Origin of the sequence: Kitasatospora sp. NPDC048545, from assembly GCF_040651155.1 — a bacterium.
Classification (GTDB): Bacteria; Actinomycetota; Actinomycetes; order Streptomycetales; family Streptomycetaceae; genus Kitasatospora.
Genome location: NZ_JBEZIQ010000015.1, coordinates 63,316 through 83,508 on the forward strand (window position 1 = coordinate 63,316; position 20,193 = coordinate 83,508).

The 20,193-nt window shown below is 74.8% G+C and carries 14 protein-coding genes; 10 read left to right on the forward strand and 4 right to left on the reverse strand.

Going from position 1 to position 20,193, the window contains the following annotated elements:
* The first annotated feature begins 75 nt into the window (after positions 1-75).
* Positions 76-315, forward strand: coding sequence for a hypothetical protein (locus AB0D10_RS16695; RefSeq protein ID WP_360256495.1), 240 nt, complete (start codon positions 76-78; stop codon positions 313-315).
* A 173-nt stretch (positions 316-488) separates the two neighbouring features.
* On the opposite strand, the gene AB0D10_RS16700 is transcribed toward AB0D10_RS16695, so the two are convergent.
* On the reverse strand, positions 489-3,611 hold the full coding sequence (locus tag AB0D10_RS16700) for a BTAD domain-containing putative transcriptional regulator (protein ID WP_360256498.1): 3,123 nt from the start codon (positions 3,609-3,611) through the stop codon (positions 489-491).
* A 262-nt stretch (positions 3,612-3,873) separates the two neighbouring features.
* Here AB0D10_RS16700 and AB0D10_RS16705 point away from each other — a divergent pair, with 262 nt between their 5' ends.
* A complete protein-coding gene (locus AB0D10_RS16705) occupies positions 3,874-4,944 on the forward strand; it encodes a hypothetical protein (RefSeq protein WP_360256500.1) in 1,071 nt (356 codons plus the stop codon).
* A 90-nt stretch (positions 4,945-5,034) separates the two neighbouring features.
* Here AB0D10_RS16705 and AB0D10_RS16710 read toward each other — a convergent pair whose 3' ends face one another.
* Complete coding sequence (locus AB0D10_RS16710) at positions 5,035-5,388, reverse strand: hypothetical protein (RefSeq protein WP_360256503.1); 354 nt, start codon at positions 5,386-5,388, stop codon at positions 5,035-5,037.
* A 270-nt stretch (positions 5,389-5,658) separates the two neighbouring features.
* Here AB0D10_RS16710 and AB0D10_RS16715 point away from each other — a divergent pair, with 270 nt between their 5' ends.
* Entirely contained in the window at positions 5,659-7,023 is a 1,365-nt protein-coding gene (locus AB0D10_RS16715) for a M64 family metallopeptidase (protein ID WP_360256505.1), read from the forward strand.
* A 74-nt stretch (positions 7,024-7,097) separates the two neighbouring features.
* Here the strand turns inward: AB0D10_RS16715 and AB0D10_RS16720 are convergent, their stop codons facing one another.
* A complete protein-coding gene (locus AB0D10_RS16720; RefSeq protein WP_360256508.1) occupies positions 7,098-8,297 on the reverse strand; it encodes a CapA family protein in 1,200 nt (399 codons plus the stop codon).
* A 235-nt stretch (positions 8,298-8,532) separates the two neighbouring features.
* Positions 8,533-9,540, reverse strand: a complete 1,008-nt coding sequence (locus tag AB0D10_RS16725; RefSeq protein ID WP_360256511.1) for an alpha/beta hydrolase fold domain-containing protein — start codon at positions 9,538-9,540, stop codon at positions 8,533-8,535.
* A 209-nt stretch (positions 9,541-9,749) separates the two neighbouring features.
* Between AB0D10_RS16725 and AB0D10_RS16730 the strand changes: the two genes are divergently transcribed.
* From AB0D10_RS16730 to AB0D10_RS16760, 7 genes are all read left to right on the forward strand, one after another.
* Entirely contained in the window at positions 9,750-11,516 is a 1,767-nt protein-coding gene (locus tag AB0D10_RS16730) for an SPFH domain-containing protein (protein ID WP_360256513.1), read from the forward strand.
* Between the two features lie 988 nt (positions 11,517-12,504).
* Positions 12,505-13,539: a phytanoyl-CoA dioxygenase family protein gene (locus AB0D10_RS16735; RefSeq protein WP_360256515.1), complete on the forward strand. Its 1,035-nt coding sequence runs from the start codon at positions 12,505-12,507 to the stop codon at positions 13,537-13,539.
* Between the two features lie 16 nt (positions 13,540-13,555).
* Complete coding sequence (locus AB0D10_RS16740; protein WP_360256518.1) at positions 13,556-14,599, forward strand: SGNH/GDSL hydrolase family protein; 1,044 nt, start codon at positions 13,556-13,558, stop codon at positions 14,597-14,599.
* 246 nt (positions 14,600-14,845) lie between these two features.
* Positions 14,846-17,140 (forward strand): iron-containing redox enzyme family protein, encoded by a 2,295-nt coding sequence (locus AB0D10_RS16745; protein ID WP_360256520.1) that lies wholly within the window; start codon positions 14,846-14,848, stop codon positions 17,138-17,140.
* Positions 17,133-18,971 (forward strand): carbamoyltransferase, encoded by a 1,839-nt coding sequence (locus tag AB0D10_RS16750; RefSeq protein WP_360256522.1) that lies wholly within the window; start codon positions 17,133-17,135, stop codon positions 18,969-18,971. The genes AB0D10_RS16745 and AB0D10_RS16750 overlap by 8 nt, the downstream gene beginning before the upstream one ends.
* A 72-nt stretch (positions 18,972-19,043) precedes the next feature.
* Positions 19,044-19,202 carry a hypothetical protein gene (locus AB0D10_RS16755; RefSeq protein ID WP_360256524.1) on the forward strand — a complete coding sequence of 53 codons (159 nt, stop codon included), beginning with the start codon at positions 19,044-19,046 and terminating at the stop codon, positions 19,200-19,202.
* Between the two features lie 19 nt (positions 19,203-19,221).
* Positions 19,222-20,112 (forward strand): class I SAM-dependent methyltransferase, encoded by an 891-nt coding sequence (locus AB0D10_RS16760; RefSeq protein WP_360256527.1) that lies wholly within the window; start codon positions 19,222-19,224, stop codon positions 20,110-20,112.
* Positions 20,113-20,193: the final 81 nt, after the last annotated feature.

The following is a 20,193-nucleotide window of genomic DNA, read 5'->3' on the forward strand; positions in this document are numbered from 1 at the left end:
CGGCCCCCGCAAGACTGGTGCCACACCACGACGGAGACCTTCCCCGAGCGGGAAGCCACCAAAGGAGCACCAGAGATGACGCAGCGTCCGGCCAGCGCCCCCGCCCGCCTCCGGCTGTTCACCGTCGGCCTCGGGGTGGCCGTCGCCCTGGGCGCGGGTCTCACGGCCACGGTCGCGGTGGCGGAGACGGCCGGCACCGGGTCGGCGACGGTGGTGGTCGGCGACGCGACGCCGACCCCCACCCCCTCCACCCCCGGCCCGACCTCCACCCCGGTGCACGGCAGCACCGGCGACTGGAACAGCACCGGCTCCTGAGCGGACGAGCCACTGCAGGATCGATTCTTCTCGGCTGAGCCCCGGTGGTGAATCAGCCGCGACTTACTTGTGGGTCAGCAGTACTCAGCAGCACTCGGTACGCAGCGGTACTCGGCGGTGTCCAGTAGTACCCGGTAGTACCCGGTAGCGCTCGCCGCGAAGTCGGCACCCGCTCAGCACCGGCCGGTCAGCGGCAGGGTGGCAGCCTCCCGCTGGTCCTCCAGCCGGTCCTCCAGCCGCCCGTCCCGCGCCGACGGGACGCCGTCCCGGCCCCGGGCGAGCAGCCCCGCCACCTCCTGCGCGTCCGGCAGCCCCAGGCGGACGAAGACTGCGTGGGCCTCCCGCCACCGGTCCCGCGCCTCGGCCTCCCGCCCGAGGTCCGCCAGCGTCCGGCCCAGCACCACCAGCGCCTGCCCGTGGTCCCGCTCGGCCCCCAGCTCCTCGCACAGCGCCAGCGCCTGCCCGGCGTGCTCCAGCGCCTCCTCGGTACGGCCCAGCGACCGCAGACTGTCCGCCAACCGGTAGCGGGCGTGCCCGGCCCGGGCCTGCAGACCGGCCGCGGTGGCCACCGCCAGGCACTCCCCGAACCAGGTGACCGCCTCCTCGTGCCGCTCCAGCCCGTGCAGCGCCAGCCCCAGCACGTACAGCGTGTACGCCCGGCCGGGATCGTCGTTGCGGGTGCGCAGTTCGGCCAGCGCCCCGTGGCAGATCGCCACCGCCTCGGCGGCCCGGCCGCTGCGGACCCGGGCCAGCGCCGAGTTCACCGTCGTCACCAGCTCGCCCGAGCGGTGGCCGAGCCGGCGGGCCAGCAACAGGGCCTCGTCGTACAGTTCCACGGCCTCGTCGTAGCGGCTGAGGAACTGGCAGACCAGACCGAGGTCGTTGAGCGCCTGACGCAGGATCACCGTGTCCCCCGCCGAACGGGAGGCGGCCACGGCCAGCCGGGCGGCCGCCTCGGCCTCCTCCAGCCGGGTCGCGGCCAGCGCGACGTTGCCCCGCAGGAAGTGCGCACGACCGGCTGCCCGGTGGTCGGCGCGGTGGGTGGCGGCGGCGGCCAGGGCCTCGGCGGTGGTGGCGAGCTTGCGGTCGGGCGGGGCGAGGGCGAACGGGGTGAGCGCGATCAGCAGGTCGATCGCGGCCCCCAGCGGATCCGGCGGGCCGCCCGGGCCATCGGAACCGGCGGGGGAGGGGGCCTCGGCCACCGTCCAGGCGGCGACCTGGGCGGCCAGCGCGATCGCCCCGGCGCCCTCCGCCTCGGCCCAGGCCCGGGCCCCGTCCGGGCCGGCCAGCTCCACCCCGGCACTGCGGGCGGGCCCCAGCGCACCGGCCGCCGGATCCCCGGGGACGGCGTGCTGGAAGGCGGTGCACGCGGTGGCCAGCAGGTGGTCCAGCAGCCGGTCCCGGGCCTCGACGGCCACGCCGGGTTCGTCCGGCCTGCGCCGGGCGAAGGCACGCAGCAGGTCGTGGTAGCGGTAGCGGCCGGGGAAGGGCGACTCCATCATCGCCACGTCCACCAGGGCCTCCAGCAGGTCCTCGGCGTCGTACTCGTCCAGGTCCAGCAGCGCGGCCGCGGCGGCCAGGCCGATGTCCGGGCCGTCCACCGAGGCGGCCAGCCGGAAGGCCCGGGCCTGGGCGGGCGTCAACTGGCGGTAGCTCAGCTCGAAGGCGGCCTCCACCGCCAGGTCGCCGATCCGCAGCTCGTCGATCCGCCGCCGTTCGACCGCGAGCCGGCGGCCCAGCGTCTGCACCGTCCAGCTCGGCCGGGCGGCCAGCCGGGCGGCCACGATCCGCACCGCGAGCGGCAGGTGGCCGCAGACCTGCAGCAGGTCCCGGGCGGCCTGCGACTCGGCGGCCAGCCGTTCGGCGCCGATGGTGCGGCCGAGGAGTTCCAGCGCCTCCTCGGGTTCGAAGACGTCGAGGTCGGTCTGGACGGTCGCCGGCAGGCCGGACAGACGGGTACGGCTGGTGGTGAGTACGGCGCAGCCCACCGCGCCCGGCAGCAGGGGCCGGATCTGCGCGGTGTCGTGGACGTTGTCGAGCACCAGCAGCAGCCGCCGGCCGTCCACCACCGAGCGGAACAGCGCCGAACGGGCGTCCAGCCCCTCCGGCACCGCGTCGGCCGGCACCCCGAGCGCCAGCAGGAAGCCGCAGAGCACCGCCTCCGGATCGGCCGGGGCGGGGTCGGCACCCCGCAGGTCGACGTAGAGCTGCCCGTCGGGGTAGGTCTCCCGGATGCGGTGGGCGACGTGCAGGGCCAGCGCGGTCTTCCCGACCCCGCCCATCCCGACCACGGTCGCGATCACCAGCGCCTGCTGCCCCGGGGTGCCCAGGGCCGCTCCGAGCCGTCCGACCAGGACCGTACGGCCGGTGAAGTCGGCGGCGTCCGGCGGGAGCTGAGCCGGTCTGGGCGGCGCCGCCGCGGCCGGCTCGACCGGCGCGTCCTGCGGCGCGGGCTCGGCCGCGGCCGGCTCCGCCGGGACGGCCGGGAGGACGGCGGGCACCGCGACGACGACCGGAGCGGCCGGCGCCGGGGCGGCGAGCGCCGGGTCGCCCTCCAGGATCCGCCGGTGCAGCAGGTCCAGCTCGGCCCCCGGCTCCACCCCCAGCTCGGCCAGGAACAGCTGGCGGACACCCCGGAAGACCGCCAGGGCGTCCGCCTGCCGCCCGGCCTGGTACAGCGCGCGCATCAGCAGACCGTACGCCCGCTCGTGCAGCGGGTGCTCGGTGGTCAGCGAGGTCAACTCCGGGATGCACCGCGAGAACCGGCCCAACGCCAGGTCCAGTTCGATCCGCTCCTCCAGCAGGGTCAGCCGCAACTCCTGCAGCCGCTGCCGCTGGCGCTGCGCGAACGGCCCGGGGATGCCGGCCAGCGGCTCGCCCTGCCACAGGTCCAGCGCCTGGTTCAGCAGGTCGCGCGCCTGCTGCGACTGCCCGGCCGCCGCCGTACGCTCGGCCTGTGCCGCCAACTCCTCGGCCTGCGCCGCGTCCACGGCGTGCTTGGGTACCACCAGCCGGTAGCCGTCCCCGAACGACGTCAGCACGGTCGGCGCGTCCGGCTCCTCACCGTGGAGGACCTTGCGCCACCGCCAGGCGTAGGTCCGCACCGTCGTCATCGCGGTGCCCGGCGGCTCCTCACCCCAGAGGGCGTCGATCAGGTCCGTGGCACTCGCACCGTGCCCCGGACGCAGCAGCAACACCGCCAGCATCGCCTGCTGCTGTGGACTTCCGACCTTCAGTACGGTGGTGCCACGCTGTGCCCGCATCAGTCCCAGCACCGAGAACCGGAAATCACCCATTCCTGCACCTGCCCGCCTCATGTGCTCGCCCCCGCCCGCGCACGTGCTTCCCCCCGATTGATGAGCCCCTATCAACCCACGGCACCCCGGCAGCTGTCGAGAGAACGTCGACCCGGTGGTGATCCCGTGTTGATCGACCGTCACCACAATCATCGGTGTGGCTCCCCTGCCGACGGCCCGGCACCACCCGCCGGGCCCGCCACACACCCGGCCGCCGGACCGCTTGCCCGGCGACCACCACAGCTCTCGGAGGCGGACGCCCGTGAACACCGACCTGCTCCACCGGCTGCTCGACGTCGACCCGGACACCGGACCGGTCGAACTGCTCCAACGCGCCCGCGGCGTCCGCCACCTCCCGTACCTGGTGCTCGCCGCACTCGCCCGCGAGGACGTCCGGATGGGCGAGCACGCCCGGGCCGAACTCCGGCGCGCCCGCGACCGCTCCGAGCGCTACGCCCGGCTCGCCGCCGACCTCACCGACGCCACCGGGGTCCGCCCGGTCCGCGACCTCCCGCTGGCCGGCTACTACCCGGCCGACCTGCCCCGGCCGCTGGGCGAACTCACCCTCGTCAGTCCCACCGAGGCCGCGCTGTGGCAGGCGGTCAACCGGCTCGTCACCGACCACCCGGTGGAGACCGTCGAGGTCACCCTGGTCGGCGAGCGCCCCCGCCACACCGTCGTCACCCTGCGCTGGCCCGCCGAGGACCCGCTGCTCGACCCCTGGTACCAGGTGCGGCTCGGCACCGCCGCGCTCACCGGTGACCTGGAGACCGTCCCGGTCCGCCCCTACCTGGCCGCCGACGACCACGTCGAGTGCCTGATCGCCCTCGCCGAGGAGGGCCTCGGCCGCGCCTTCCACCCGGGTGACGTGCTCGACGTCGCCCAACTGGCCGGACAGCCCTTCGAACCCGTCGAGACCGCCGCCGTGGTCGCCGCCTACCGGCTCGCCCCGGAGACCGTCGCCCTGCTCGACCTCGCCGCCGAACACGTGCCGCTGGGCCCCCTGGCGGGCGTGCGCACCGTCCTGGAGGCCGAGGTGGCCCCCGAACTGCAGCGGCGCCGGAACACCGCCCGCCCGCTCCGGCCGCGCCGTGGCACCCTGCTGCGCCGCACCGTCACCCGGCACGAGTGGGACGAGGCCGTGCTGCTCCCGTGCGGAGCCGCCGCCGTGCTGCTCACCCCGGTCGCCGACTACCTGCTCACCGAGGAGGACGCCCGGCCGACGGCGTCCGAACGCACCGCCGCCCTCGCCGCCCTGCACGCCTGGGACGCCATGCCCCCCGGCACCCCGGGGCCGGTTCGCGTCGACCCGTCGGAGCCGCGCCACCGCTGAGCGTGGCCGGGGCGTCGTGGCGGGGGCGTCGGGGCGTCGGAGTGCGGGGGTGCCGGCGCCGTGGGGCGTCCGCCTCGGGCCGGGCGGGTGTCAGCCGCGGAGCACGCTGACGCCGCCGAGCAGTCCCCAGGCGGCGACGTGGACGGTCGGGCCGCCGGGGCGGTCCGGCCCGTCGTCGCTGACCCCGCCGAGACGGATGCCGCCGACCACCACCCGCACCTCCGGGCGGACCCGCAGCTTCACCCCACCGATCAGGCTGAGCTTGGTGATCCGCAGCTCGGCCCCGTCGGGGAGGTCCACGTCGGTCAGGTCGATGTCGGCGCCGCCGATGAGCGAGGCGGTCACGGTACGGCTGTGGATCTCGTGGCCCGCGAGGCGGTTGCCACCGAAGATGCTGATCCGGACGTCGGTCTTGTCGCTGTCCGGGTTCCCCGAGTTCGTCATGGCGCCCACCGTAGGGCCAGTCCGCGGTGGACGGTCCACCGGCCCCGCACGGGCGGCGTCGGCGGGGTGGCGGCGGCCCGGTTGAACCGTTCACGGAGGATCCGCCGTATCCACCGGTGAGGTGACGGACCGGATGCGGTGTCGATCGGTCAACGGTGACCGGGCGAAGGGGCGTTGGCCGTGGCCGCCGTGGATCGCGGCCCGGAACGCCCGGCAGTGTCCCGTACGGCTCGTCGCCGTTCCCGCTGCCCGTCGATTCGGAGAAACCCCTTGCGTACCAGCAGGTTCACCTCGGTCGTCCTGGCCGGCGCCACGGCGCTGGCGGCGCTCGTCGTCGGTGTCGGCCCGGCGGCCGCCGCCCCGCTCGACCCGGCCGCCGCCCCGCTCGACCCGGTCGCGGTCACGGCCGACCCGGCCGCCGTCGCCTCCGCCCCGGGTGACCAGGACGTCGAGGTCTTCGCCGAGGACGGCGCCATCAGCCGGGCCACGGTCCCCGCGGCGTCCCCCTTCGTCGCCGAGCCGGTGATGAACGCGGCCGCTGCCACCCCCGACGGTGCCGTCACGAAGATCGTCAACAACGGGAGCACGGACGGCAAGCTGGACGTCGTCATGATCGGCGACGGCTACACGGCCTCGGAGCAGGACAAGTTCCGCAAGGACGCGGCCGCGAAGTGGAAGGACATCAGCGCGGTCGAGCCCTACGCCACCTACCGCAAGCTGTTCAACGTGTGGGCCGTGGGCGCCGTCTCCGCGCAGTCGGGCGTCTCCGGGGACCCGAAGCAGGACACCGTCCGCAAGACCGCGCTCGGCTCGCACTTCTGGTGCAACTCCATCGAGCGGCTGCTGTGCGTCGACATCAAGGCCGTCGACACCTACGCCGCCAAGGCCCCGCAGGCCGACCTCGTGATCGTCGTCGCCAACACCGCCAAGTACGGTGGCGCCGGCTACGGCAGCACCCAGTCGCCGCTGGGGTACGAGGGCATCGCCACCGTGGCGGGCGGCAACGGCGCGTCCGGCCAGATAGCCGTGCACGAGACCGGCCACTCGCTGGGCAAGCTCGCGGACGAGTACGTCGCGGAGGGCCAGGAGCCCTACCGGGGCGCGGAGCCCCCGCAGCCCAACATCAGCACCCTGAGCGCCGACCGGATGCGCAAGGACAAGGCCAAGTGGTACCGCTGGCTCGGGAAGACCTCGCCCGACGGCGGTACCGTCGGCGTCTACCAGGGCGCCGGCAACTACCCGTCCGGCCTCAACCGGCCGACCGACAACTCCGTGATGCGCTCCCTCGGACGGGAGTTCAACCTCCCCGGCCGGGAGGCGATGATCGCCGGCTTCTACCGGCACGCCTCCACGCTCACCAGCGCCACGCCGGTCACCACCCGACTGGCCGCGACCGACCGCCTCACCGTCGAGCTCCCGGTCTCCGGCACCAAGCTGCGGTGGTACCTCGACGGCAAGGAGGTGACGGCCCTGCGCGACCGCAAGACGATCGCCGTCACCGACCTCGGCCCCACCGGCCCCAAGCCCGAGGCCCACGAACTCAAGGCCGTCGCGAACGACCCCACCTCGGCCGTCGTCGACCCGGCGCTGACCCCGGCCCTGACCCACAGCCTGGTCTGGAGCGTCACCCGCTGACCACGGGCGCGGGCCCTCGCGGACTCCCGGTACGTCCGGACGTGAGGGCCTGGACCCGCACACCGCCGGTGGGTTCAGGGCGCCATGGTCAGCCCCGCCGCGGCGGCGCCCCGGCTGAGCACCGTCGAGCGGATGTGCTCCACGGCCCGGGCGTAGTCGGCCCGGCCGGGGTCGCGGCGGACGGCCCCGCGCAGGTCGAGGACGCGGTAGGGCGGGCCGAGGTCCGTCGCCTGCGGGACGAACTCGGCCTTGGCGACCGTCCACCGCTGCCCCCGGGCCGCCGGCGGGGCGAAGGTGAACCGCGCGATCGAGCTCCAGTTGCCGCGCGGATCCTCGGCGCCGTCGTAGGTGAACATGTGGCCGGCGAGCTGGTCGCCGAGGCCGTACACCGTCCAGGTGTCGTTGATCCGCTCGTAGGCCTGCGGGATGTGGGCGTGCGTGCCGAGGATCAGATCGACGTCGGGCCGGCCCCCGCCCTGACCGGCAGCCAGTTCGCGGGCCAGGGTCAGCTGTTGGTCGTTGGGCGCGTCCTGCCACTCGGTGCCCCAGTGCACGCTCACCACCACGAGGTCCGCACCGTCCGCCCGGGCGGCGCGGGCGTCGGCGAGGATCCGGTCCCGGTCGATCAGGTTCACCGCCCAGGGCCGCCCCGCCGGCAGCGGGATCCCGTTGGTGCCGTAGGTGTAGGCGAGGTGTGCCACGGTCGCGCCGCCGGCCCGCAGCAGCGCGGGCTTCCCGGCCTCGGCCTCGTCGCGCGCGGAGCCGGTGTGCGCGAGGCCCACGGCGTCCATGGCGTCGAGCGTGCGCCGGATGCCGTCGGGGCCGTCGTCCAGGGTGTGGTTGGAGGCGGTGTCGCAGGCGGTGTAGCCGGCGTCCTTGAGGGCGGCGGCGACCTGCGGCGGTGACTTGAACGCGGGGTAGCCGGTGAACGGTCCGCCGTCGGCGCCGTAGACGGTCTCCATGTGGCAGATGGCGAGGTCCGCGCCACTGATCAGCGGTTTGACGTCGGCGAACATCGGGCGGAAGTCGTACCCGGTGCCGCCGGCGTCCTCCGCGGCCTGCCGGATGATCTCGGTGTGCGGCAGCACGTCGCCGGTCGCGACCAGGGTGAACGCCCGCCGCCCGGTCGGGGACGCGGTGGCGGCGGCAGCGGCGGCGACGGTGGGGCTGCGGTCGTCCGCCGGCGGTGGCGCGGTCGGGGAGCCGCAGCCCGCGGGGGCGAGGAGCAGCGTGACGGCCGTCGCGAGGACCGGTCCACGGGGCAGACGCATCATCGTCTCGTCTCATGATCGGAAGGTGTCATCGGCCTTCCGACTATGCGATGCCCCGACCGCTCCTCCTCGGCCCCACGCCGACGGTCACCGCCGTCTCCGAAGGGGTCCCCCGGATGCGGCGACGTCCGGCGCGGGCGCGGGCGCGGGGCCGGCACGGGTGGGGGCGCGGGCACCGACGCCGTGACGGGCCCCGCAGCCCCCGCGGCCCCGGCGCTCCCGCCGGTGCGGTTCCGCCTCACGGTCCCAGGACGCGCCGCAGCCAGGCGGTGCGGGCGGCGTGGGCGTCCCGGCTGAGGGCGGCCTGCGGGGCGAGGGTGTCGAAGCCGTGGCAGGCGCCGGGCCACACGTGCAACTCGGCCTCGCCGCCCGCCCGCCAGATCGCGTCGGCGTAGGCGACGGCCTCGTCCCGGAACGTCTCTGCGGACCCGACGTCGACGTACGCCGCGGGCAGCCCCGACAGGTCGGTGGCGCGGGCCGGGGCGGCGTACGGCGGGACGTCGGCGGTGCCGTACCGCTCGCCCAGCACGGCCCGCCAGGCGGTCGCGTTGGAGGCGCGGTCCCAGGTGTCGTGGCCGGCCATCTGGTGGCTGGAGAAGGTCTCGCCGCGGTCGTCGAGCATCGGGCTCAGCAGCAGCTGGCCCGTCGGCGCCGGACCGTCTCGGTCGCGGGCCAGCAGGGCCAGGGCGGCGGCCAGCCCACCGCCCGCGCTCTTGCCGCCGAGGACCAGGCGCCGCGCGTCCACGCCCAGCTCGTCCGCGTGCCCGGCCGCCCAGGCCAGTCCGGCGTAGCAGTCCTCCAGCGCCCCCGGGAAGCGGGTGCCCGGCGCCAGCCGGTACTCGACGGACACCACCGCCAACCCCAGCGGCAGCGCCCACGAACGCAGCAGCCGCGGCAGGACGGACCACGCGTTGCCCGTCACCATCCCGCCGCCGTGCACGTAGTACAGCAGCGGCAGCGCCCCGCGGACCCCGGCGGGCCGCCCGCTGACGAGCGTGACATCGCTGCCGTCGGCCCGCGGCACGCGCCACTGCGCCACCTCGAACCGGCCGCCGTCGCGCAGCCGGTCGAGCGTCGGACGCGGCCGGGCGGCGGCGTCCCGCCGCTGCCACGCGGCCAAGCCCTCCGGGGCGAGCACCTCCCGCGCCCCCGCGCCGGCCGCCGCCACCGCCGCCCTCACCTGCGGGTCCAGGGGCGGCACCCGCCACCCCGCCGATCCGGCCACCGTCCCCGACCCCTTCGTCACCGCTTCGTCACCCCTTCGTCCGGCGGACGCGCCACGCCCGGCCCCGACCCGGACAGCCTGCCGGACCCGCCGGCCCCGGCCCGGCGCGGGGTGGGACCGTTCCGTGCACCGCACCCGTCGGGAGGCCGTCCCCGGGGTGCGGCGTCCGTCCCCAACTCCTTTCGCCGAACGCCTACTCGGGAGTGTCCCCGATCTGGGAGACTCCGTCCGTGGAACTCGTCGTCCTCGTGTCGTCGGCCGTCCTGGTCCTCGTCGTGGTCGTTGTCGTGCTGAGCCGGGCGATCGGGTCGGTCCCGCAGCACCACGTCGGGATCGTGCAACGGTTCGGCTTCTACCACCGGACGGCCCGCGGCCGGGTCGTCCTCCTGGTGCCCTTCGTCGACACCGTCCGCGCCCGGGTCGACCTGCGGGAGCAGCAGTTGCCGGTCGGGCCGGAGCGGCTGATCACCGCGGACCGCGTGACGGTCGACCTCACCGCCGTCCTCCACTACCGGGTGACGGACCCACTGGCCGCGACCTACCAGGTCGCCGACCACGCCTACGCCATGAGGGCGTTGGCGGCCAGCACCCTGCGGAACACCGTCGCCGCCCTGGACCTGGTGCAGGTCCTGGACGCGCCCGAGCGGATCACCGCCGCACTGCACCGGGTACTGGCCGAGACCGCCGGCGGGCAGTGGGGCGTCGAGGTCCACCGGGCCGAACTGACGACGGTCGAACCGCCGTCCTACCTCCTCACCTCGATCCGCCGCTGGTCGAGCGCCGACCGGGACAAGCGCGCCGCGATCCTGACCGCCGAGGCGGGCCGGCAGGCAGCGATCCTGCGCGCCGAAGCGGAGAAGGAGGAGGCCCTGGTCCGCGCCGAGGGTGACGGCCGGGCCCTGGCGCTCAAGGCCGGACGGGACATGGCGACGTTCCGCGCCGCCGTCGGAGGCGGCACGGGACGACCCGCCGGACACCGGCCGTCCGTACCGCCGCGGCCCGAGCCTTCACCCGTGCCGCCGCCTGCCGCCCCCTCGCCCGAACCCGCTCCGCCCGCCCCCGCTTCCGCCCCCGTCCCGTCGCCCTCACCCCTGCCCGAGCCGCCGGATCCGCGTGCGTCCCCGGAGCTGCCGCTGCTCGGCCGGGTCGGCCGCTACCGGCTGGTCGCGAGGCTCGGCGAGGGCGGCATGGGGACGGTCTACCGGGCGCTCAGCCCCGGCGGGCGGTCCGTGGCCGTGAAGGTCATCAAGGCCGAGCTGGCGGCCGACCCCCTCTTCAAACGGCGCTTCGCGAGCGAGGTCGAGGCCGCCCGCAAGGTGGGCGGCTTCCACACCGCCCTGGTCGTGGACGCCGACCCGCACGGCGATCCGCCCTGGCTGGCCACCGAGTACATCCCCGGGCCGTCGCTGCACCAGGTCCTGCAGCGGCACGGGGCGCTGCCCGCGCCGACCGTGCTCGCGCTCGCCCTCGGTGTCGCCGAGGCGCTGGAGGGCATCCACCGGGCCGGCATCGTCCACCGCGACCTGAAGCCCGGCAACATCATCGTCGCGGCCGACGGCCCCCGGGTCATCGACTTCGGCATCGCCCGCACCCTCGAAGCCACCCGGCTCACCCCGGCCCACCTGCTGCTGGGCACACCGGGATTCGTCGCGCCGGAGCAGCTGACCGGTGCGCCCGTCCAGCCCGCCGCGGACCTCTACGCCTTCGGCCGGGTGCTCTGCCACGCCGCCGGGGTGGCGCAGCTGCGGCACGGCGAGACGCCGGAGTCGGCCCTCGCCGTCCTGCCGCGCCACCTGGCAGGCGTGGTCCTCGACTGCCTGGCCCCTGAACCCGACCGCCGCCCGACCGCCGCCGACGTCCTCGACCGGCTGGCCCAGGACCCCCTGTCGACGGCCGACTGGCTCCCCCCACAGGTCCGCCGGACGGTGGACCTCCACACGGCCCCCACCCTTCCCGGCCACGACCGCCGTCCGGTCACACCGCCGCCGGCACCCTGAACTCAGGTGCCGAGCTGCGGCATTCGGGGTGCCACCGTCGTGTCAGGGGCGGCACCCGCGGAGGCGGAGCGGACGGACCGCGCCGTCGGGCACCCACCTCGGCCTGTCGGGTGCGGCGGTCCGTGAAGCGGTTCCGGGCCCGCGGCGGGCGGCACCCGCGGGCTCGTGGCCGGGTCCGACGCGTTCTCCCGGAATGCGCGCACCGGGGAAATCGAGGATTTCGGGGCCGTCGACGGGTTCGTGCGCGGGTGGGCACAGATCGGCTCGATCGTCCGGATTCTCCGTCTTTGGGTTTTCGGGTCGGTCATCACAGTGACCGGTGTTCCACGAGTGGACCCGCCGGGCACAGGTGACCGGAAAACAACTCCGGTGGGGCCCCGGGGTGTCCGCGGGAACTCCCGGCGGTGGGGGGAGTGTGATCGGGCGAATGCCCCCACCGTGGATCGGGGTCCGGATCGCCGGGTGGGTGGCCGCCGCCCGGCCGGGGGATCTCTTGGGCGCTCCGGCGGCGGGGCGGCCGCATGCGGCGCTCGGTCGGGCGCCGGTCGCCGCCGGGCGGCCGTGGTGTCGTGACCTGCGGCCGCGGCGCGTTCTCCGCCCGCCGGCGCGCCGCACGGTGATCGACGGGGAATGCGGCCGGCCGGACGCCGCCGTGAACGGCGGGAGCGACGGTGCCCGGCCGGAACGCGCGGCGTCCACCCGTGGAGGGCGGTGCGGTGGGCCGCCCACCTGCGGCGGAGCAGTAGAGGTCTAGACCGTCGACTTTCGGTCGCATTGATTGTTCCTTATAGCTTGATCCCTTGTCGTGGCCATAGCGTCTGATTCTCCGATCCGGAACGGGCACCGGATGACGAGGAACGTGCGCCGACTTCCGCGCGGGTGAACCGGACGGCCTTTGACGCACTGTGCGGCAAGTCGCGGCGGTCCGAGGGGGCAGACGGAAGAACAGCTTTCCGACGGGACAAGCGGAGTCTGAAGGGAGTGCATCATGGGCGAAATCGTCAGCGACTGGCGCGGCCTCGGCGACGAGGAACTCTCGCAGTACGCGACTCAGGGCTACCTCCATCTGCGCGGACTGTTCAACGAGGCGGAGATCGAGTTCGGGCTGGAGATCGTCGACCGCGCGGTGCGTTCCCTGACCGCCGGGGAGGATTCGGTCCCGTACCACGCCAGTTACTTCGACGAAGGCAGCCGCAAGGACCTGGTGCGGGTCCGGAACGCGGTGGCCCAGCGGCGCGAGGTGGCCTACTTCCTCGACCATCCGCGGCTGATCGGGCCGATGGTCTCGCTGCTCGGCCCGGGGCTGCAGGTGCTGGGCTCGGAGGTCTTCTACCGCGACCTCGGCCGGGCGCCCCACGAGCCCTGGCACATCGACGGCGGTCCCGCGATGTACGACGTGAGGATCGACCACACGCGGCGCAGTCTGCAGGCCAAGGCGCAGGTCTTCCTGACCGAGGTGTCCGAACCCAGGTCCGGCAACTTCCTGTTGATCCCGGGCAGCCACACCTGGCCGGCGCCCACGTCCGCCGACATCGAGGAGCTGAACCGGCAGCAGCGCGCGGGTGGCGTCCCCGGGGCGCTGACCGTGCGCGCGGAGCCCGGTGACGTGCTGCTGTTCCCGTACTCGCTGTGGCACGCCGTCGACTGCAACGTCCGCGCGCCGCGCAAGAGCCTCATCCTGCGCTTCGGGCACCTGTGGCACCGGCCGCACGACTACGACGCGCAGCCGCGCGAGGTGCTCGACGGCCTCTCGCCGCGCCTGCGCCGGATGCTCGGCGACTTCGGGGCGGATTCGCACCCGATGAACTACTACAAGCCGACCGACAACGAAGCCGTGATGAGCAGCGGCGGCGACTACACCTCGCTGGTGCCGCCCGCCCTGATCGAGCGGCACGGCGCGGACGCCTTCGGCCCCGCGTCCTGGCCGGCCCGCGGGCCCTGGACGGTCCGCAACGAGACCCCGGCACCGGCACCGGCACCCGCAGTGGCCCCGGCCCCGGCACCGGCACCGACATCGCGATGAGCGGGAGGGCAAACGCGTGTCCGCGCAACTCGAACGCTACCGACTGACCCCGCAGATGCGGGACTACGACGAGTTCAACGACGCCGGCCAACGGCGCTACCTGCCCCACCTCATGTACTTCGGACGGACCGACTTCTCCTCGCCGACGGTCAACACCGACCGGGCCGGCTTCCGGATCAGCACGGGACCGGACGGGACGAGGGCGTCCGCCGCGGGGCACGTCCCGGCGGGGCCGGTGCGGATCCTCACCGGCGGTTCGACCGCGCTCGGGGTCGGCGCCACCAGCGACGCCGGCACGCTGGCCTCCCTGCTGTGGAGCCGCTACGCCCCGGCCCGACCGTGGCTCAACTTCGCCGGCCACTGCTTCAACCCGACCCAGGAGGCCCTGCTCTTCACGCTCAACCGGCACCTGCTGGGGGACGTCAGCGAGGTCGTCGTCTTCTCGGGGGTCAACGCGATGATGCTCGCCCGCCTGCCCGAGTGGCAGCAGGGGGAGCACGGCGCCTTCTTCTTCTGCGGCGAGTACTTCGAGAAGATGGAGGAGCTGCGCGAGCAGAACCGCGGGCCGGTGAAGCGGTTCGGCCGCCGGGCGAAGCCCGCCGCCAGCGCCGCGATCGCGACCTTCGACGACGTGCGCCGTGACGTCGACACGGTGATCGCCTCCGCCGCGGAGACGACACTGCGCCAGCTCGACGTGTGGCAGCGCATGGCCGGGCCCGGGACCCGCATCTCCTACGTGCTGCAGCCGATGTCGCGGTGGATGCGCCGGACCTCCACACCGGAGGAGGAGGTCCTCTTCGAAGAACGGGACCGGATCTACCAGCGGGGCGTGTGGGAGGAGCTCTACGGGGACGTCGCGACGACGGAGGTCTCGCAGGCCTTCGCCGCGGTCCTCCGGGCCGGCTGCGAGAAGCGGGGAGTCCGGTTCTTCGACCTGAACCCGGTCGTCGCCGCGGCGACCTCCCAGGACGACTGGCTCTTCGTCGACCGCGTGCACTACAACGACGCGGGCCACGACGTCGTCGCCAGGATCACGGCCGAAGCACTCGAACTCGATTAGGCCCTGTCCGGCCGATTTCGCCGGGCCGAGATCAGCCGGACAGGACCCAGGCCGCAGTTTCCACGAACGCGCGATGCGCGCCCACCCGGACGGGGACGGCATGACTTTCCTCCGCAAGATCATCGACAAGCTCCTCCGGCGCGGGAAGCGCGCCCGTCGGAAGGAGGACGCATCGATCTACCCGATGTTCTGACCGTGTGTGCCCCCTCTCGACAGGTGTGCCGAGTCCACGACCAGGGAGCGCCCATGCACGACGGCACGACAGGCAGCGGCGCCGCCTCCGTCTTCCGGAGGCTCTACGTCCGCGCGGCCGATCCGGAAGTGGCCGTCCCGGGCGGCGAGTTGATCGGGGTGCTCCGCGCGGAGCTGCTCCGGGCGTCCACCGGTGACGGCCCGCCGCTCGACGGCCTGCTCCGGGCGTCCACCGGCACGGGCCGGCCGCTCGACGACCTGGTCCGGACGGCGGCCGCGTGGTCGTCCGCCGCGGCGGAGCGGTTCCGGGCGGTGGGCGGCGGCACGGACGGTGACACCCGTCGGCTCCTCGTACGCCGGGCGGTGCTCGGCTGGGCCCCGCTCGGCCTCGCCGCGGGGGCCTGGCTCCAGTGGCTGACCGCCCCCGGGACCGCGGACGCGCCGCTGTCCCTGCGGATCCTCGCGCTCCACGCCTCCGATGTCGGCGTCGGCCATCCCGGTGCCGCCAGGAGCAGCGCCTACCTCTCCCTGCTACGGCAGTTGCGGGTCTCGGAGAACGCCGTGCCGTACGCGCGCGTCGCCGGTGACCGGCGGATCGCGGACGCGGCGTTCCGTCTGCCGGCCCTGCTGCTCCTGATGAGCCGGCGGCCGGACGAGTTCCGCGAGGAGCTCGTCGGGGCGGACCTGTGCCTGCGTGCCGTGGGGTTCCCGCCGCCGCTCGCCCTCGCCAGGGCGGAGCTGCAGGCCGACTGGGCGGCGATCGACTACGCGGGCGCCGGCGGCCACCCGGGCGCCGGCGACGGCGACCCGTCGGGCGCCGGGGAGGGCGCTCTTTCGCCGGTCGAGCGGTGCCGTGCCGTCGCGGACGCCCTGGTGCAGGCCGGTCCGGACCCGGCGTCCCGGGTGCGGGCCGGATTCGGCTGGGCGCTGGCCACGGTGGCCGGCCAGGTCGAGGCGCTGTACGAGGAGTTGCGCGCGTCGCTCGATCCCCGATTCGCGATGGCCGAGCTGATGCGGCTTCGCGCCCGGGAGGGTTCGGTCTACCACCATCAGGTCCTCCTCGAAGGCCGGTCGCTGTCCGAGTGGTTGAAGGACTGCCGGGACGACCCGGGGCCGTTCCTCGACGTCCTGGCGCGCAGCCGGCTGGTGAAGCCCGGGCGTTCCGGTGCCAGTCCCCTGGTGACGGACCTGGTCGGCGAGCACGGCCCGATGTTCCGGGTCTTCTCGCCGGACGACCTGCTCGTCATCGGCCGGTGGGTCGACGCGCTGGCCGGGCCCGCCCCCGGGAACACCGCCGTGCCCGCCCCCGGCGCCGGCATGCCGGCGCGTCCCGTACGGCGCCCGGCGGACCTGCCCGACCTGCCCGACCTGCCGCGCCTGCTGGATGCCGGGGCCCCCTCCGGCGGCGGCCCGCGCGACCTGCGCGAGGCGTACCACGCGCTCATGGTGCGCACCGGCGGTCCTGACCTCGACGACTGGTGCCTGCGGTACGTCCGGGGGTGGCTGGCCCGGGCCCGTCACCGGATGGACGCCCGGTCGGTGCCGCTCCCCGGGCGGTGGACGGCCGACGGTCTGCGGCCCTGGCTGCTGGCGCAGCACGACCGGCACGGAGCGCAGTTCGAGGAGGGCGCGGACGCCCCGCTGCCGTCGCGCGAGGCGGTGGTGGAGGACGCCGTGCAGACGGCTCCGCTCACCCTGATCGACGGGAGCTGGCTGCAGGGGTTCACCGACCACGCGTTGGCGTCGTCGGACGTCGGCCACTCGCTCTTCGCGACGTACTGGGACGAACTCGGCAACGGCGAGGCCGCGTTGAACCACCCCCTGATCTACCGCCAGGTCCTGAAGGAGATGGACGTCGAGCTGCCGCCCACGGCGTCGCCGGAGTTCGCGCGCTGGCCGGGCTTCCGGGACGCGTCGTTCGAACTGCCCGTCTACTGGCTGTGCATCGGGCGCTTTCCGTGCACCTTCCTGCCCGAGGTGCTCGGCCTCAACCTGGCCATGGAGCTGTCCGGGGTGGGTGGCAGCTACCGCCGGGCGGGCATGGCATTGCGGGCGTACGGCTTCAGCACCCGTTTCGTGGACGTCCACAACACCATCGACAACGTCGCCACCGGGCATTCCGCCTGGGCGGCCGACGCCGTCGACGCCTTCATGGCGGGCCTGCCGGACCGTCCGGGGCCGGGCAGCCGGGCGGAGGCCTGGGAGCGGGTGCGGGCCGGTTACCGCTCGCTCAACCCGCCCGGCGGGTTCCTGGCCCGCCGGGCCGCCCGGCGCGGCCGGCTCGCGGGGAGCCGGTGGCGGAGTTCCGGCGCGGTGGCGCCGCAGACGGAGGAGCACACCGGTGTCTGAGCTGATTCTCGGGATCTCGGGCTTCTACCACGACAGCGCGGCGGCGCTCGTGCGCGACGGGGTCCCCGTCGCGGCGGCGCAGGAGGAGCGGTTCAGCCGGAAGCGGCACGATCCCGCGTTCCCGACCGAGGCGGTCCGCTACTGCCTCGACGAGCTGGGGGCGTCCTTCGGGGACGTCTCCGCGGTCGCCTACTACGAGGACCCGCGGCTGAAGTTCCGCAGGGTGCTGGCCACGCTGGTCGGCGCCGCGCCCACCGGTCTCGCCTCCTTCCGCGAGACGCTGCCGGGCTGGCTGGGGCCGGACGGCAAGCTCCGGACGCTCGCGGCGGTCCGGCGCGGACTGGAGTCGCTGGGCAGGGGGAGGGTGCCGGACATCGTGGCCCGGCGTCACCACGAGTCCCACGCGGCCTCGGCGTTCTTCCCGAGCCCGTACCGGTCGGCCGCGGTGCTGTGCGTGGACGGCGTGGGCGAGTGGGCCACCACCACGCTGTGGCACGGCCGCGACACCGCGCTCACGCCGCTGGCCGAGATCCGGTTCCCGCACTCGCTGGGGCTGCTGTACTCCGCCCTGACGTACTTCTGCGGTTTCAAGGTCGATTCCGGCGAGTACAAGCTGATGGGCCTGGCCCCGTACGGCGAGCCCCGGTACGCGGACCTGATGCGGGAGCGGCTGATCGACGTCAAGCCGGACGGGTCGTTCCGCCTCGACATGCGGTACTTCGCGTACCTGCGGGGGCAGGTGATGACCGGCCGGGCGTTCGAGAAGCTCTTCGGCGGCCCGCGGCGCACGCCCGAGGGGCCGCTCACCCAGCGCGAGTTCGACCTGGCGGCGTCCGTCCAGAGCGTCACCGAGGACGTGATGCTCCGGCTGGCGCGCACCGCGCGGGAGCGCACCGGGGAGTCCACGCTCTGCCTGGCCGGCGGTGTCGCGCTGAACTGTGTCGCCAACGGGAAGATCGTCAGGAGCGGGATCTTCGACGAGGTGTGGATCCAGCCCGCCGCCGGCGACGCGGGCGGGGCGCTGGGCGCGGCGCTGGCGGTGGCGACGGAGCGGGGAGCGGTGCGCGGTCACGTCGGCAGCGGACGGGACGCGATGTCCGGCTCGTTGCTGGGCCCGGCCTTCGACGACGCGCGGATCGGCGAGTACCTGCGGAGCCACGGCATCGCGCACCGCCGGCTGGAGCCGGCCGTCCTGGCCGAGGAGGTCGCGGCGGCCCTGGCCGGGGGCAAGGTCGTCGGCTGGTTCCAGGGCCGGATGGAGTTCGGCCCCCGGGCCCTGGGCGCCCGTTCCATCCTGGGCGATCCGCGCGACCCCGCGATGCAGTCCGCGATGAACCTCAAGATCAAGTTCCGTGAGTCGTTCCGCCCGTTCGCGCCGTCCGTGCTGGCCACGGACGTCGAGGACTACTTCGACCTGCGGCAGGAGAGCCCGTACATGCTGGTGGTGGCGCCGGTGGCGGCGGCCCGGCGGCTCCCGGTGACCGAGACCGGCGCGAGCGGCATCGACCTGCTGCGGGTGCGGCGCTCCACGATCCCCGCCGTCACGCACGTCGACTGCTCCGCGCGCGTCCAGACGGTCACCCCGGAAGGCAACCCCGCCTACCACCGGCTGCTGAGCGCCTTCAAGGCGCGCACCGGCTGCCCGGTGCTGGTCAACACGTCGTTCAACGTCCGCGGCGAGCCGATCGTGAACTCGCCGCACGACGCCTACACCTGCTTCATGCGCACGGACATCGACCTGCTCGCGATGGGGAGCTTCCTGCTGCACAAGGACGAGCAGCCCCCATGGTCCGAGGAGGGCGACTGGCGTGCGGACATCCCCCTGGACTGACCCGTCCCGGCGGCCGCCCGTCCCGCCTGCCGCCCGTCCCGCCGACCGCATCCGCCGCGGAGGTCACGAGAGATGCTCACCGTCGTCTACTTCCTGATCGCCACCCCCCTCGGGCTGGCGAGCCGGCTCCTCCACGACCCGCTCTCGCGGCGCCGCAAGCGGCGGGCCGCGACCTACTGGACCGCACCCACCGCCGAGCCCCGTGACCGCCCCCGCTCGCCGGGGCGCTGACCGCCAGGAGGACCCCACCATGACGTCACCCGTTCCCGACCCCGTGCGGGAGGGGAAGGCCTTCGCGTACTTCAGCGGCGACGCAGCCCTCTACGACCGGTCGCGGCCCGCCTACCCGGACGCGATGATCTCCCGCCTCGTCGCCGCCATGCCGGGGCGCGACGTGGTGAATGCCGGCTGCGGCACCGGCATCGAGGCGCGACAGTTCCGGGCCGCCGGGTGCACCGTGCTCGGCGTCGACCCCGACGCGCGGATGGCGGAGTACGCCCGCAGCACCGGCGTCGAGGTCGAGGTCTCGACGTTCGAGGACTGGGCGCTGGCGCGCCGGAGGTTCGACGCGGTCGTCGCCGGGACGGCCTGGCACTGGGTGGACCCGGTGGCCGGAGCGGCCAGGGCTGCGCAGGTGCTGAGGCCGGGCGGTGTGCTCGCGCCGTTCCACCACTCGTCCCACGTCCCGCCCGAGCTGGCCGAAGCCACCGGCGGGACGACGCTGCCGGCCTGGACCACCCGCTCCGCCGCGGCGTACCGGCGGTTCGCGCCCGCCTCCGCGTACGGCCCGGACGGTCGCCGACGGACCGCCATGGAGCTCTACCAGCCGATGTTCGAGGCGTTCGCGGACGGGATCCGGCGGACGGGCGCGTTCGGCGAACCCGAGCAGTGGCGGTTCGACTGGGAGCGGATCTACTCGCGGGACGAGTGGCTCGCCGTGGTCCCGACCCAGACCGCCCTCGCCGAGCTCTCGCCGGACGCGCTGACGCGCGTGCTGGACGCCGTCGGGGGCGCCATCGACGCGATGGGCGGCCGCTTCGCCATGACCTACACCACCGTCGCGGTGACCGCGGTCCGTACGGAAGCCGGCCACGATGGGCCGGACGGTCCGCCGCCGGGCCGGGACCGGCGGAGGGCCTGAGGACCTGTCCGCCGGGCGGCGCGGCGTTGCGGTGGCGCAGCACGGCAGCGTTGCAGCGGCGCCCGGCGGACGGCACCCGGC

What these genes read in the sequence shown, in the direction of transcription:
- AB0D10_RS16695 (WP_360256495.1), top strand. Translation starts at nt 76, where the DNA reads ATGACGCAGCGTCCGGCCAGCGCCCCCGCCCGCCTCCGGCTGTTCACC.
- AB0D10_RS16700 (WP_360256498.1), bottom strand. Translation starts at nt 3,611, where the DNA reads ATGGGTGATTTCCGGTTCTCGGTGCTGGGACTGATGCGGGCACAGCGT.
- AB0D10_RS16710 (WP_360256503.1), bottom strand. Translation starts at nt 5,388, where the DNA reads ATGACGAACTCGGGGAACCCGGACAGCGACAAGACCGACGTCCGGATC.
- AB0D10_RS16720 (WP_360256508.1), bottom strand. Translation starts at nt 8,297, where the DNA reads ATGATGCGTCTGCCCCGTGGACCGGTCCTCGCGACGGCCGTCACGCTG.
- AB0D10_RS16735 (WP_360256515.1), top strand. Translation starts at nt 12,505, where the DNA reads ATGGGCGAAATCGTCAGCGACTGGCGCGGCCTCGGCGACGAGGAACTC.
- AB0D10_RS16745 (WP_360256520.1), top strand. Translation starts at nt 14,846, where the DNA reads ATGCACGACGGCACGACAGGCAGCGGCGCCGCCTCCGTCTTCCGGAGG.
- AB0D10_RS16755 (WP_360256524.1), top strand. Translation starts at nt 19,044, where the DNA reads ATGCTCACCGTCGTCTACTTCCTGATCGCCACCCCCCTCGGGCTGGCG.
- AB0D10_RS16760 (WP_360256527.1), top strand. Translation starts at nt 19,222, where the DNA reads ATGACGTCACCCGTTCCCGACCCCGTGCGGGAGGGGAAGGCCTTCGCG.